Source organism: Acinetobacter sp. H1(2024), from assembly GCF_046557555.1.
Taxonomy (GTDB): Bacteria; Pseudomonadota; Gammaproteobacteria; order Pseudomonadales; family Moraxellaceae; genus Acinetobacter; species Acinetobacter seifertii.
The window spans coordinates 156688-169839 of sequence record NZ_JBKGFO010000001.1 but is presented as its reverse complement, the minus strand read 5'-3'; the positions used below and the strand labels follow the sequence as shown (position 1 = coordinate 169839).

At 39.9% G+C, this 13152-nt stretch carries 14 protein-coding genes; 3 read left to right on the top strand and 11 right to left on the bottom strand.

Annotation, left to right across the window (positions count from 1 at the left end):
- Positions 1 to 31: 31 nt before the first annotated feature.
- From ACLCEG_RS00845 to ACLCEG_RS00810, 8 genes are read right to left on the bottom strand one after another with little or no spacing between them, the layout of a single operon-like run.
- On the bottom strand, positions 32 to 985 hold the full coding sequence (locus ACLCEG_RS00845) for a PDR/VanB family oxidoreductase (RefSeq protein ID WP_410565054.1): 954 nt from the start codon (positions 983 to 985) through the stop codon (positions 32 to 34).
- A gap of 34 nt (positions 986 to 1019) precedes the next feature.
- The gene (locus tag ACLCEG_RS00840; RefSeq protein ID WP_410565052.1) at positions 1020 to 1757 is read right to left on the bottom strand and encodes an SDR family NAD(P)-dependent oxidoreductase; all 738 of its coding nucleotides are present in this window, start codon (positions 1755 to 1757) and stop codon (positions 1020 to 1022) included.
- 10 nt (positions 1758 to 1767) lie between these two features.
- A complete protein-coding gene (locus ACLCEG_RS00835; RefSeq protein WP_004792056.1) occupies positions 1768 to 2253 on the bottom strand; it encodes an aromatic-ring-hydroxylating dioxygenase subunit beta in 486 nt (161 codons plus the stop codon).
- Positions 2254 to 2263: 10 nt separating this feature from the next.
- Positions 2264 to 3541 (bottom strand): aromatic ring-hydroxylating oxygenase subunit alpha, encoded by a 1278-nt coding sequence (locus tag ACLCEG_RS00830; RefSeq protein ID WP_410565049.1) that lies wholly within the window; start codon positions 3539 to 3541, stop codon positions 2264 to 2266.
- A 29-nt stretch (positions 3542 to 3570) separates the two neighbouring features.
- A complete protein-coding gene (locus ACLCEG_RS00825; protein ID WP_410565047.1) occupies positions 3571 to 4104 on the bottom strand; it encodes a nuclear transport factor 2 family protein in 534 nt (177 codons plus the stop codon).
- A 4-nt stretch (positions 4105 to 4108) separates the two neighbouring features.
- The gene (locus ACLCEG_RS00820; RefSeq protein ID WP_000387554.1) at positions 4109 to 4468 is read right to left on the bottom strand and encodes a hypothetical protein; all 360 of its coding nucleotides are present in this window, start codon (positions 4466 to 4468) and stop codon (positions 4109 to 4111) included.
- Between the two features lie 25 nt (positions 4469 to 4493).
- Entirely contained in the window at positions 4494 to 5642 is a 1149-nt protein-coding gene (locus ACLCEG_RS00815; protein ID WP_410566519.1) for an acyl-CoA dehydrogenase family protein, read from the bottom strand.
- 36 nt (positions 5643 to 5678) lie between these two features.
- Positions 5679 to 6788 carry an amidase gene (locus ACLCEG_RS00810; protein ID WP_410565044.1) on the bottom strand — a complete coding sequence of 370 codons (1110 nt, stop codon included), beginning with the start codon at positions 6786 to 6788 and terminating at the stop codon, positions 5679 to 5681.
- Positions 6789 to 6937: 149 nt separating this feature from the next.
- Between ACLCEG_RS00810 and ACLCEG_RS00805 the strand changes: the two genes are divergently transcribed.
- The 3 genes from ACLCEG_RS00805 (at position 6938) to ACLCEG_RS00795 (ending at position 10534) form a co-directional block, all read left to right on the top strand.
- On the top strand, positions 6938 to 7405 hold the full coding sequence (locus tag ACLCEG_RS00805) for a MarR family winged helix-turn-helix transcriptional regulator (RefSeq protein WP_004701395.1): 468 nt from the start codon (positions 6938 to 6940) through the stop codon (positions 7403 to 7405).
- Between the two features lie 414 nt (positions 7406 to 7819).
- Positions 7820 to 9169, top strand: a complete 1350-nt coding sequence (locus tag ACLCEG_RS00800) for a spinster family MFS transporter (RefSeq protein WP_410565041.1) — start codon at positions 7820 to 7822, stop codon at positions 9167 to 9169.
- 108 nt (positions 9170 to 9277) lie between these two features.
- Entirely contained in the window at positions 9278 to 10534 is a 1257-nt protein-coding gene (locus tag ACLCEG_RS00795) for an OprD family outer membrane porin (protein ID WP_410565038.1), read from the top strand.
- Between the two features lie 35 nt (positions 10535 to 10569).
- Here ACLCEG_RS00795 and ACLCEG_RS00790 read toward each other — a convergent pair whose 3' ends face one another.
- Genes ACLCEG_RS00790 through ACLCEG_RS00780 form a run of 3 tightly spaced genes read right to left on the bottom strand, consistent with a single transcriptional unit; the run spans position 10570 to position 13145 of the window.
- Positions 10570 to 11313 (bottom strand): SDR family oxidoreductase, encoded by a 744-nt coding sequence (locus tag ACLCEG_RS00790; RefSeq protein ID WP_348896601.1) that lies wholly within the window; start codon positions 11311 to 11313, stop codon positions 10570 to 10572.
- A 15-nt stretch (positions 11314 to 11328) separates the two neighbouring features.
- Positions 11329 to 12027: a histidine phosphatase family protein gene (locus ACLCEG_RS00785; RefSeq protein ID WP_410565034.1), complete on the bottom strand. Its 699-nt coding sequence runs from the start codon at positions 12025 to 12027 to the stop codon at positions 11329 to 11331.
- Positions 12024 to 13145, bottom strand: coding sequence for a phosphotransferase family protein (locus tag ACLCEG_RS00780; protein WP_410565031.1), 1122 nt, complete (start codon positions 13143 to 13145; stop codon positions 12024 to 12026). The genes ACLCEG_RS00785 and ACLCEG_RS00780 overlap by 4 nt, the downstream gene beginning before the upstream one ends.
- Positions 13146 to 13152: the final 7 nt, after the last annotated feature.

The window sequence follows — 13152 nt, the reverse complement described above, 5'->3', positions numbered from 1 at the left end:
TTCTCTTACATCCATATAAATCGCGAGAGCATTAGATATCTAAAACTAATCTCGGTGTTTTAGAGCGCGAACAACACACCAATATTTGTTCATTGCTGGCTTTTTCTTCGTCAGTAAAATAAACATCTCGATGATCAGGTTCACCTTCAATTACATCGCACATACAGGTTCCGCATACGCCTTGCTCGCAAGACATTTCAATGTCGATGCCTTCTTTAGCCAAAGCCTGCAAAATGGTTTCGCCAGCTTCGACCATAATGATTTTTCCGCTACGTTCAGCCACCACCTCAAATGAATCTCCTGACGTGTCAGTTTCGACTTGGAAATACTCTTTGTGGATTTGCTGCTCAGGAAAATCGTGAGTTGTGGCGAGGTTAATCACCCAATCCATAAAACCTACTGGACCACAGGTGTAAATATGACTTTCAGGGTCAATATCTTTAATGGTAGATTCAAAAAATGCTCTGTGGCTTGCGCCTTCAGATTTAAAATGGAAAGTTGTGTATTGTGCTAACACACCATTTTTAATTTCATCAACAAAAGCGCAGTTTTGAGGGCTAGCGCCACAGTAGTGAAGCTCAAATGATTCACCTTCATGTGCAAGTTGATACGCCATCGTGATTAACGGCGTAATTCCAATTCCACCGCCAATTAATACACTGTGTTTGGCTTTTAAAAGTGGAAATAAATTTTTTGGTTCACTGACCTGAATTTGCATGCCATCTTTAATTTCATCAAAAGCCGAGACTGAACCCCCACGTGATTCAGGGTCACGTAAAATTCCAAGGCGGAACTTACCTTCGTCATTTGGATTTTGACAAAGTGAATACTGACGTACCATGCCATTTGGTAAGTGCACATCAATATGCGCACCCGCTTCAACTTTTGGCAATGTTGCAGAAGTTGCAGATTCAAATTCCATGACCGCAATATTTCCACCTTCCACATGGCGATTTTTAACGACAACATCATAAAGTGTAGTCATGATTTAACTCCCTTTTCATGCGTAGCCTATTGGCTTAACGCATGAATAAACCACCGTTAATATCCCATGTTGCACCAGTCACAAACCCCGCATTTGGACTCGCAAGCAACCCACAAGTTTCAGCAATAAAATGCATATTTCCTAAAGCTTTAACCGGAATATTTTGGATGAACTGTTCCATTTTTTCGTCTGGCACCACACTATGAACGATTGGAGACTCCATCGGTCCCGGTGCAACTGCATTGACCGTTACCCCTTTTGCCGCAAACTCTTTGGCAAAAATTTTGGTTAACGTCACAATCGCACCTTTGGTTGCCGCATAGTGTGCACCTGTTGCCGTACCGCCATTTTGTCCTGCTAAAGACGCCATATTAATGATGCGTCCATAACCTTTTTTAGCCATATATTGACCAATAATTTGGCAAGCTTGGAAGGTGCCGCGTTGGTTGACTTGGGTCACCCAATCAAAATCAGCTGCGGTAATTTCTAATACTGGCGTTGCTTTGGTGACGGTGGCATTGTTAATTAACACATCAAGTTTAGAAAATTTCTCTTCAATCCATTGCACGGCAGCATGAAAATCTGCTTCAACCGAAATATCTAATTTCAAAGGAAACATATGTTGTGCATATTGACTTTGTGCCTTGGCGTTTTCGGCTTTTTCAAGCGTACTCGCTGACAAAATCACTTGATGGCCTTGGCTCGCAAAATATTCAGCAATGACATTACCGAGTCCAGAAGCAGCACCTGTCACTAAAACAACCTGTTTCATGTTACCGCTCCTAAAGAATGTAGCTAATACCAGCTAAGGTATCGGTAGAATTAACCAAATTAATGATTTTACGGTTAATCTTAAAACCTGTAGCCGCATCACGAGTTAGATGGTAGGTAATATCAGCTGTGTAATGCTTGAGGTTTTCTTTACGGAATTCACGTAAGTTTTGAGCACAACGCAAAACGATTTCATTATCTTGGTCTTGAATAACACGTACACGAGAAACACTACGTACCGTATTGGCCTTAGGCGCTGTAGAAATTGCTTCACCATTTTCCAGACGCTCGACACGTAAAGTACGCATATGATTATCGTCATAGGCATAATTTAAGTTGTTTTCGTAGTCAGTGAGGTTTGGGTCAATCGGAATGATATAAACACCTTTTTCATTCCATAAATTGAGCCATTCACGGTATTCACTGTGGTCCAACATATCTGCTTCAGCCCAGATGAAAGCAGTGACTTCATTTAATAATTGCAGATTCATATTCATTGCTCTCTCCTTAAGCTTTCATCATCTTTTTCCACTGCTGATATGCTGCACGCATACCTGTTTCAGCACTGACATCACTTTTTAAGCCATCTTCAGTTTTGACTTCGCCTGGTAAACCGCGGTTGAGCATGATCCATAAATCATTACCAGCATTGGCACCGTGTTGTACGCGTTCCCAAGCTTCAGAGTCATCTGGAGTACCAAAACCAAATGGACCTTGGAAATGTTCATGCAAACGTAGGCGGAATTGGTTGGCAATTTGCGGACCACCGTCCATCGTAATCACCGAGTGATGAATTTCTGTTTCAGCAACTGAAATTGGCTGTAACACACGGAAGAACGCCATTGAACATGCAATATTCGGGAATAAATTTAAGTTAAAGCCAGAACCACCAACTGCTCGAACAATACGGCGTACTTCTAATTCTTCATGACCTTCGTCGCGCAAAGCTTGAGCCAAGTCTTCAAAACGCTCTTGAATTGGTCGCTCCATTAAGTCTTCTTCTAAATCGACCAGTTCAGGAATCATCACCATAACACTGTGACCATTACCTAAGTCTTCAACAAAGCCCGGCTGGTTTTCGAAGTTAAAGAGTTCTTCGGTTTTTTCATCGACAGAACTTAAGAATGACTTATGTACCAACGGGAAGTGATATGCATCGGTGGTATTTTCAAGCTGGATTTTCCAGTTACCCGGGAAACGGAAACGGTGTTCACCCAACACTTTAATTGGATAACCCGCACCTTGTTTCATAAACAGGTCAATCCATTTTTTCGCAGGCCCAAGGAACTCTTCAAGCGGTTGAATGTCTTCTTTAAATGAAGCGAAGATCATGCCGTTATATTCTTCTACCCGTAGACTCACCAGCGGTAATTCTGACTTATCTAAACAATCGCCGTAACTTTCCGGAGATGGCACGCCACGTAAACTGCCATCAAGTGCATAACTCCAACCGTGATATGGGCATACAAAACTGTTGGTTTTTCCTTTTTTATGTTCACATACGGTTGCTGCACGGTGACGGCAACGGTTTAAAAGTACATGGACTTTCTTTTTACGGTCACGCACCACTACAACAGGCTGTTTACCGATATTAATGGTTTTATAGCTTCCGCCTTCTGGAATTTCGCTAGCATGCGCAACCCACACCCAAGTGCTATAAAAGATTTTTTCCATTTCTTCATCAAAAATGCGTTCATCTTTATAAAGAGAAGTATGGGCACGGTCACTTTGAACCAAAGCATCGTAATCAGTGCCAATGTTATGCGTCGAGATAATACTGTTCATATCAATAGTCCTTTTAAATATGTCCTGGGTCATTCCTGGGAAGGTACCGGTAATTCGGCTTCACTGTGCCAATGCGATACGGGACGACTGAAAATATTCTGTGTTTGGAAATGTTTAATTTTCCATGTTCCATCTGCTTGCTTTTGAAACTTCACATTGAGCTTTGCTGCATTTAAGTGGCTACGGCCATCTTTGAACGTTGAAGTCTGCAACATCAGCCATGAAGCATTTGCATCATTTTGATTTACATAAATTTGTTCTGAATTTACAAAGTGTGCATTCATAACAAAGTGAGATTCTTTTTGGGTATAACTTTTAAACATGTCGTAAATCGACTGCCAAGAATCATAACGGCCAAAGGATTTGGCATATTTCTCGCCAACACCTTCCCAAATACAGTCTTGATCAAAAAGATTCATCAACTCATCAAGGTCTGTATTTACATTGAGCTCGTCGCAGATTTCCATATAACGGTTCAGACAATTACGAATGGCGTTGTGCGCTTCTAACTGTTCTAGTCGCTCTATGATTTCTGCAAAATTCACTTTGTCATTCATTGCCATCGCCTTAACGTTGGATAATCAATTCGCGCCCAACACGAGCTTCAACTTTGCAATATTTCCAAAGCTTATATGGACCTTCACCCACCACCGTCGTTCTAAACAAATTACAAGCCGCATGTACTGTTTCAATATCTGGGACATCTGCAAGCAAGTACGTTGTCCAAGGCCAGCCAGCACTTGGGCCAACCATGCTTTGGTCATCATCAAGATTTCCAAAAACATGTACGCCCGGTAAGTCATGAATGCCATTCCACATTTCACCAAACGCTGCCCAAACTGCTTTTGCTTCAGCAGGTTCTGCGTCAAAAAAGTTTTGGTTAATACCCATGCAGAACAAAACGCGTAATGATTTTTTAGCTTCCATTTCAATATCCTTTTAAAAATTAAACTTATAAATAACCTGGGGTTGGTTTTAACCCGAAACTGATTGAGCCTGCATTTTGTAAAGTTGCATCGCCCATAAAGGCGTGCTGGGTCACCACGTTGGTGTCATTTACAAAACGGCTAAATGGATTGTTGGTATAGATCGCTGTCATGCCCGCAAGCATTTGCATTTTTCGGGTGACTTTGGCGCATACTCGAGTTGCATGGGTACATGCCAGACGCATATCGCTAATTTGTTCAGCAGTTGCTTCACGACCAGCAATAATTTCATGCCAAACAATATCCATGGTTTGATAAAACCAAGACTTTGCAGCCTGAAACTCTGCATCAGCTTGAGCAAACTCATATTGAGTCACTGGGCGGTTGGCAATTTCTGACCCACCGGTAATCGATGCTTTACCCGGTGCTAATTTTTCAAACTCTTCTAATGCAGCAGCTGCAACCCCAATACCCACCACGGTTAATACTTGAGTCGCTAAAGACAGTGACGGATATTTAAAAAATGGCTCGCTGAGTTTTGAAGGTTCACCACGGACAAAGGTCCATTTCTTTTCGACCAATACATCTTCGACGACTAAGTCATGGCTTCCTGTTCCTTTTAAGCCAACGGTGTCCCAAGTCATTTCGATTTTGGCTTCTTTTGCAGGCATCACTGCCATGCGAGGTAAGCCCTGCATTTCATTATTTTTAAGCGGTGAAATCCCCACACCAACAATGTCAGCTCCCATACAACCACTTGAGAATTTCCAACGTCCACGAACTACGACACCTTCATCGGTAATTTCGGCAGGTTGTGGTGGAAAAATACCTCCAGCAAACACCACATCTGGTCCGTTTTGGTACAATTCTTTCAGTGTTTCTTCAGGCAAACTTCCCAAATACGCAGGACTCATACCGAAACTTGCCACCCAACCGACTGAACCATCAGCTTTAGATAAAGTTTCAATCAATTCGCAAAACTGTCGTGGTGAACATTCATCACCACCAAAACGTTTCGGAACCAATGCACGGTAAACACCGATTTGCTTAAGCTTTTCAATAACGTCTTGACTCACATACGCCTGATTATCAAATTCACCTGTACAGGCACGCTCACGAATTTCTTGGCACAAAGCATCTAAGTCAACTGCTTTGTCTTGAGAAGCAAACTCCATTTTAGACAACTTATTCATCATCTAACTCCTTGTAATTTATTGCATTGCATCAATACAAAATTTAGCTATAGCGCATAATTGCTCATCTTTTTGATGCTTTGATACGATCTGTAAGCCCACAGGTAAACCTTCACTGGTTTCAAGTGGCACTGAAATAACGGGATGACCTGATAAATTAAATGGTCGAACTAAACCGGTAAGATTCAAAAAAGCGACCGTGTTTTCAGCTTCAGAAACTTTTGGTGGAATTTGCGGAAGTGTCGGTAGAACCAATGCATCATATTTTTCTAATAAAGCATCGAGTTCTTGGGTGAGCTGCTCTTTTACAGCTTCCGCTTGTTTTACTTGCTCTAAAGTGGTGTGTGCCGCTTTTAATAAACGGCCATTTACATCAGAACCAATTAAGCCCGTTTGAGTTAATTCACCAAAAGCTTGCCAATTTTCATAATTAATAATCTGCATGCCTGCGTCATAAGCCGCTTCAAAATGTTCAACTTTTTCTAAAGTGGTCTGTAAATTGGCTTTTTGAAGTGCTTGATGGATACAGTTCCAAACAACCTCATCTGCGCTTACATCTAAAACCGCAAGTTTTGGTGTACGAGTAAATTCAGTAGGTTTGAAAGTTGGATCAATAATTTGCATAGCCTTTTCAATCATCTCGACTGAATTTGCAAAAGGACCAACGCAATCTAAAGAACTCGACGGCGGATATACACCTTTTCTGCTCACACGGCCAAAAGTTGGCTTTAATCCAAAAACTCCGCAGCACGCAGCGGGCATACGGATAGAGCCGCCCGTGTCTGTACCTAAAGTAAAGTCAGCTTGTTTAGCAGCAACTGCCGCAGCCGAACCACTCGAAGAGCCACCTGGAATAAGTTCAGGATATTTAGGGTTGATGGGTGTACCAAAAGCATGGTTAATGCCTGTAATACCGAAAGCTAATTCGTGCAAATTTGTTTTGGCAATAATTTCACAGTCAGCTTTTAAAATGTTTTTAACCACCTCAGCATCATCTTGAGCAGGTTCAATATTTAATAAAGCTCGACTACCAGCAATGGTTTTCAGACCTTGAATATCAATTGTGTCCTTGACCATCACCTTGAGCTTGCCACTTCCTTTGTGCACACTTTGGCTAACAATATTCATTCACTTTTCCATGTATTTTTATTCATTAATTAAAATATCGGAAAATTTAATGGAATTGTCAAGTATTTTTTATAATTTGTTCTCAAGGAAATATCCAAAATTTTGTTTATAATAGGATTACCCTTTTTTCACTAAGTTATTGCTTAGCTATGCTTGATCATTTAGAACAATTTCTTCCTAATAAAGAACCGTCGAGTATTCAAAACTTCCCTTTTTTTTGGGTTTCTCAAGTTAACGGAAAATATTCACAACTCATTGAAAAATCAATAAAAAAACTAGGTATTGATAATACACGCCGTAAAATCATTTTAAGTACTAATGCTTTGGGTGAAGCCAGTATTACCGATATCGCTAATCTTTCTACCTTAAAGTTAACTACGGCCACAAAAGCTGTATATCGCTTAGTAGAAGATGGAATTGTTGAAGTCTACTCTTCTACCACTGATGAACGAATTTCGATGGTGAAATTAACTCCCAAAGGTGTCGAGCTGGTTGAACAGATTAATCAGATTAGTGTGGTTACCTTGGCAGGCATCCTAAATGCTTTTTCAGAAGATGAGCTTCACAATTTAAATCACCAGTTAAAAAAATTATTTGACCTCATGCCATCAAGTTAATTATTTGACTTGTTATCGGGTTCGATACACTCAAGAGCAGCATGAAACAGTTCTTCTTTTCTCACTGCTCTTTATCAAAACAAGTTTTAATATTAAAAAATAAATAAAAATCAGTTTCTTAATTCAATAAATTATTACCATCTGTTTACTTAACATACTTTTTAGGTATTCTAACATACTCAATAAGTAATGGAATTTTACATATAAAAAGAAAATAATAATTCCATGATATTTAAAAACCCATTAACTCCTAATTGGATTTAAAAACACTCTTCCGGTCTGTACGAGACCAAACTACTCATTTCTAGCCTATTTATTATTCTTATCTAAAGGGGGAAATATCGAAAACTTCAGAGGAATAATAAAAGTTAGATATCAATTTCTTTAAGCGTTTTATACATAAGGATTAAGTGTATGAACCAAAGTAATATCGCTGTTGAAAGGATACAAAAGAAAAGCAATGCTTATGCATGGTATGTCGTCACACTTTGTATGTTGGCATATATATTTTCATTTATTGATCGCCAAATTCTGGCGCTGATGATTGAACCCATCAAAGCAGATCTCCAACTTTCAGATACACAATTTAGCCTGTTACATGGCCTTGCCTTCTCACTGTTTTATGCGGTTATGGGTTTACCCTTAGCCTATATTGCCGATCGTTTTTCACGACCAAAACTAATTTCAATAGGGATTATTGTTTGGAGCTTAGCAACAGCAACTTGTGGTTTAAGTAAAAACTTTATTCAACTGTTTTTGAGCCGTATGGCGGTCGGTGTGGGTGAAGCTGCTTTATCTCCAGCTGCTTATTCAATGTTTAGCGACATGTTTAGTAAGGACAAACTAGGACGTGCTGTCGGGATCTATTCAATTGGCGCTTTTTTAGGTGGTGGTATCGCCTTTTTAGTTGGCGGTTATGTCATTAATTTGCTTAAAGGCGTAACACTCATTGAAGTTCCACTATTAGGCTCACTCAAGGCATGGCAAATTGCCTTTTTTGTAGTAGGTTTACCTGGCATTATTATTGGTCTGCTATTTATTCTGACCGTTAAAGACCCAGCACGTAAAGGTCAACAGCTCAATCAAAATGGACAAGTTGACCAAGTCAAATTTTCACAATGTCTTCAGTTTATTAAAAAGCATTCGAAAACCTTTGCATGTCATTATTTAGGTTTTACCTTTTATGCAATGGCACTCTATAGCCTAACTAGCTGGACACCTGCATTTTATATCCGAAAGTTCCAACTTGCGCCGACTGAAACAGGTTATATGCTTGGCACGATAATGTTGGTTGCAAATACATTAGGCGTGTTTTGTGCAGGTTGGTTAAATGACTGGTTTATTAAAAAAGGACGTCAAGATGCGCCAATGATTACAGGTGTGATTGGCATTGCTGGCCTGATTGTTCCAATTGCCTTTTTTACCCAAACTGATCAAATGTGGCTTTCAGTAAGTTTACTCATTCCGGCCATGTTCTTTGCATCTTTTCCTCTCGTCATTTCGGCAACTGCTTTGCAAATGTTAGCCCCAAACCAATTTAGAGCACGCCTTTCTGCCCTCTTCCTTTTGGTGAGTAACTTAATTGGGCTCGGCATTGGTACAACATTGGTGGCCATTATCACAGATAAAGTTTTTGGTAATCCATTAATGGTGGGGTCGTCTTTGTCTATTGTGGGTGGCCTGTCTTGTGTGCTGGCTTTAATTCTGCTTTTTAAGGGCTGTAAATTCTTTAGTGAAAGCATGAAGCTTGAAAAATTAAATTAATAGGTCTCACCTTTTGCAAAAGGTACTCTCTATCTAGACGCTTAGAGAGTACTTAAATATTAGAAATTATTTAGTGCCGAGGACTGGCATACATCTGGGAAATGGATTATGGAATTATTTCACCGTTTTAAACCGCACACTTTAGCTGTTGCTACTTTATTACTGATGTGCAGCAACTCATGGGCCGCAAATCCAAATCAGCAAACTGAGGATGAATGGAAATTCACTTTAAAAAATGCCTATATCAACCGCGATTTTGATAATGATGCACTCAAAGATACTGGCAGTTGGTCTCAGGCAGCATCTTTATTTTATAAGTCGAAAATGCACGATACCCCCTTAGTCATAGCAGATAAGCCAATCACGATTGGGGCTGATGCTTCTGTTCAATATGCTGTGCGCTTAAGTTCAGACAAACATGTCGCTGACACAGTTTTGCCTTTTAATAAAGAAACGCAATCTCAAGCATCCGACTATTTAAAATACGGCGCGACTTTAAAACTGGGCTATGACAAAACACTTTTAAGTGTCGGTGAACTCTGGCTCGATTTACCTGTAACGGCTGTAGATGCTAGTCGTCAGTTACTCACATCGTATTGGGGAACCAACTTAAAGTCACAACTTTCAGATCAGCTTTATGCCGAAATTGGCCGAGTGGAAAAAGTATCTCCAAGAAATGAAGAAGACTTTAAAAAGTTTTCCTTTACGGCAAATGGGGTTACTAAAGAATCTGATGGCCTGAACTACATTGACTTGCGCTATCAATTCACGCCGTCTTTAAAGGGTGAATATTACTTCGGTAATTTAGAAGATCTGTATAACAAGCATTATGTTGGGCTTGAACATACGTGGAAGCAGCCAACTTTTGCTCTCACCTCTAAGTTTAAATACTTCAATGCAAAAGATGATGGCAATACTTTTGATATTGATGCGCAGAACATTGGATTACTTGAAACCGTTAAAGTAAAAAACCATACCTTTGGTTTGGGTTACCAACAAATTATCGGTGAATCGGCATACCCTTTACCAGATGGTTTCTTACCAGAAACCTATTTCATTAACTGGAACGCCACCGGATTCTTTAAAAAAGATGAAAAGTCTTATCATGTCATGTATGGCTATGACTTTAAAGATTATGTTCCGGGTCTAAATGCGATGGTGAAATATGTTTACGGTCATGACTTTGAAGCAACCAATGGTGAAAAAAATCATGAAACAGAATCGAATGTGATTTTAAACTATGCGTTTCAGCAACCCTTCTTAAAAGGCGTGGCTCTGCAATATATTCGTATTGATTACAATGTTAAGCACGGCAATGACTTTGGTGAAGACCGTTTTTTTGTCAATTACACCAAAAAATTCTAAATAAAAATTACCCCCTAAACTTTAGGGGGTATTTTTTATCCTAATTTATTGACCAATCTTAAAGGCAAAACCTTCATGGCAATACTCATGGGTAACCATGGCCACTGTGGCACATAAGCTTTTACAGGTTGTTTTTCGATAGCTTTGACTAAAGCTTTACATCCAGTTTTGGCGTCGACTTCAAAAGGTAAATGTTTAGCCCCTTCGTTCATTTCAGTACGAATGTAACCTGGGAAAATGGTTGAAACTTTAATTGGTGTATCTAATAATTCAGCACGAATACCTTCAGCCAAGTGAGCTACCGCAGCTTTACTTGCCGCATAAGTCGATAAGTGTTTTGGCAATCCACGCATCGCACTCATGGATGACATGACGACTAAATGGCCAGCATTTTGTTCTCTAAAAATTTCAATGGCTGCCTCACACTGTGCTAAAGCAGAAATAAAGTTTGTTTCAGCGGTTGCCTTATTAATTTCAAAATTGCCTTTACCAATGCGACGACCATTTCCGACTCCCGCATTTACAATAATTCGGTCTAAATAGCCAAATTCTTGTTTAAAGGCACGAAATACCTCAAAGACCTGATCGTAATTGGTGACATCTAGGCTTTTTGCAAGCACCTTAATGCCATACTCAGTTTCAAGTTCAGTTTTTAAAGTCTCTAATCGGTCTAAACGGCGTGCACAAATTGCTAAGTTATAGCCTTTGGCTGCAAACTCATGAGCCATACCCGCGCCTAATCCAGAGCTTGCACCTGTAATCAAAATTGTCTTTGCCATGTTTTTATCCTTTTTTTAAATCCATGTCAGTAAATCGGGACGTTCAGCTTTTATAAAATGATGTTCATTTAAACTTAAAACCTGAGCTTCATTTCCAACCAAACGCAAAGTCGTGAGACTTGTATTCGCGATTGCCCAATTCAACGCAAAAGTTCGATTAGGGCTCAGTTCAAGCAATTTTCCAATTGCTACAGAAATCACACCACCAGAGGTAAAAACAACTGCATAGCGAGGTTTGGTTTTTGCTAAATCATCACAAAGTTGCTGTAGTGCCGTTTCGACTCTTTCTTTAAAGTGTGGCCAAGACTCATCATATTCATGATGAAAATCGCCATCTGTCCATCGTCCAATGGCCCCTTCAAATATTTTGGCAAGATATGCGCGTGGATTCTGTTCTTGCGCCACGTCAGCCTTTAACAGCTCAGGCTGTTCAAAACGTGGCTCATAACGGGCAAAAACCTGTTGGTGGTTAAACTCATTCCATAAATTATTATGATGAATTACCGCATCTGGAAAGCATTCATTTAGTGCGAGCTTTGCAGTCTGCTCATGACGCTGCATAGTTCCAGCAAACACATAAGGTTGTTCTTTCAATATCTGCTTAAAATAACGACCTAATAAAGTCGCCTGAGCCTCACCATTTTCAGAAAGCTCATCATAGTTACTTTTACCAAATGATGCCTGTCCATGTCTTACCAGATAAATTGTGGTCATTTTCTTAAAATACCCTGTATTTTCTGTATAGATTGCTGAGCAAATTCAGATTTCTGCAATTTTTGCTGTGCAATAAGTTTTAAAGCTCGGATATGTAGCGCATGAATCACGATCCAGAAATCTTTAAATGCAGGATTTCGGGTTTGCTTGTGGTAATAACGGTAATAGATTTGCTGGGCAATCACTGCTAAACGGAATACACCAAACACTTCATAAAAAGCCCAGTTTTGAGGCTTCAATCCTGTTTTTTGTAAATAATACTCAACGACTTCTTTACGAGAAAACATTCCCTTTAAATGAGTAGGCTGACGGCGCGTCGATCTAAAAATCATATTATCCGTTGGCTCAACCCAATAGGCCAAAGCGCTACCCAAATCCATTAATGGATCACCTAAGGTCGCCATTTCCCAATCCAGCACCCCAATCACTTCTGTTGGATGCTCCGGATCTAAAATCACATTATCAAAACGCCAATCATTATGAATAATGCAAGTCGTAGAGTCTTGAGGGATATTATCATTTAGCCATTTTCGGACATATTTAAATGAAGGAACATTGAGTGTGCGAACTTTTTCATAACGTTTATCCCAACCCTCAACTTGTCTACGACAATAGCCAGTACCTTTGCCTAGTTCAGCTAAAGGCGTATTTTCATAAGGAACTTGATGTAGCTCAATCAACTTATCAATGACATTTACACAAAGCTGGTGTACATCATCTTCATTAAAACCAAGCTCAGGTGGTAATTTTGCACGAGGAATAATGCCTTCAATGCGCTCCATGACATAGAAATCACAGCCAATGACCGATTCATCCTGACAAAGTGCCACCATTTTAGGAAGGACAGGATAATAAGGTGCAAGATTTTTCTGCACCATATATTCACGGGACATATCGTGGGCCGATTTCGCTTTTGTTCCTTTTGGAGGACGACGTAAAATTAAATCGGTATTTTCATACTTTAAACGATAAGTCCAATTCGACGCCCCGCCCGTATATTGAGTAACGACTGCTGGGCTAACCAACTCAACACCTTGGCTTTTTAACCAGTTTTCAATTGCCCCAATATCAAGCTCTTCACCTTCACGTACTTCACCGCCTATATCAATTACTGACATCTTCATT

Excerpts from the sequence above, each read along its gene's own strand:
- ACLCEG_RS00845 (WP_410565054.1), bottom strand. The coding sequence starts at position 985 with ATGACTACACTTTATGATGTTGTCGTTAAAAATCGCCATGTGGAAGGT.
- ACLCEG_RS00780 (WP_410565031.1), bottom strand. The coding sequence starts at position 13,145 with ATGTCAGTAATTGATATAGGCGGTGAAGTACGTGAAGGTGAAGAGCTT.
- ACLCEG_RS00820 (WP_000387554.1), bottom strand. The coding sequence starts at position 4,468 with ATGGAAGCTAAAAAATCATTACGCGTTTTGTTCTGCATGGGTATTAAC.
- ACLCEG_RS00785 (WP_410565034.1), bottom strand. The coding sequence starts at position 12,027 with ATGACCACAATTTATCTGGTAAGACATGGACAGGCATCATTTGGTAAA.
- ACLCEG_RS00835 (WP_004792056.1), bottom strand. The coding sequence starts at position 2,253 with ATGAATATGAATCTGCAATTATTAAATGAAGTCACTGCTTTCATCTGG.
- ACLCEG_RS00810 (WP_410565044.1), bottom strand. The coding sequence starts at position 6,788 with ATGAATATTGTTAGCCAAAGTGTGCACAAAGGAAGTGGCAAGCTCAAG.
- ACLCEG_RS00840 (WP_410565052.1), bottom strand. The coding sequence starts at position 1,757 with ATGAAACAGGTTGTTTTAGTGACAGGTGCTGCTTCTGGACTCGGTAAT.
- ACLCEG_RS00805 (WP_004701395.1), top strand. The coding sequence starts at position 6,938 with ATGCTTGATCATTTAGAACAATTTCTTCCTAATAAAGAACCGTCGAGT.
- ACLCEG_RS00800 (WP_410565041.1), top strand. The coding sequence starts at position 7,820 with ATGAACCAAAGTAATATCGCTGTTGAAAGGATACAAAAGAAAAGCAAT.
- ACLCEG_RS00825 (WP_410565047.1), bottom strand. The coding sequence starts at position 4,104 with ATGGCAATGAATGACAAAGTGAATTTTGCAGAAATCATAGAGCGACTA.
- ACLCEG_RS00815 (WP_410566519.1), bottom strand. The coding sequence starts at position 5,642 with ATGGAGTTTGCTTCTCAAGACAAAGCAGTTGACTTAGATGCTTTGTGC.
- ACLCEG_RS00790 (WP_348896601.1), bottom strand. The coding sequence starts at position 11,313 with ATGGCAAAGACAATTTTGATTACAGGTGCAAGCTCTGGATTAGGCGCG.
- ACLCEG_RS00830 (WP_410565049.1), bottom strand. The coding sequence starts at position 3,541 with ATGAACAGTATTATCTCGACGCATAACATTGGCACTGATTACGATGCT.
- ACLCEG_RS00795 (WP_410565038.1), top strand. The coding sequence starts at position 9,278 with ATGGAATTATTTCACCGTTTTAAACCGCACACTTTAGCTGTTGCTACT.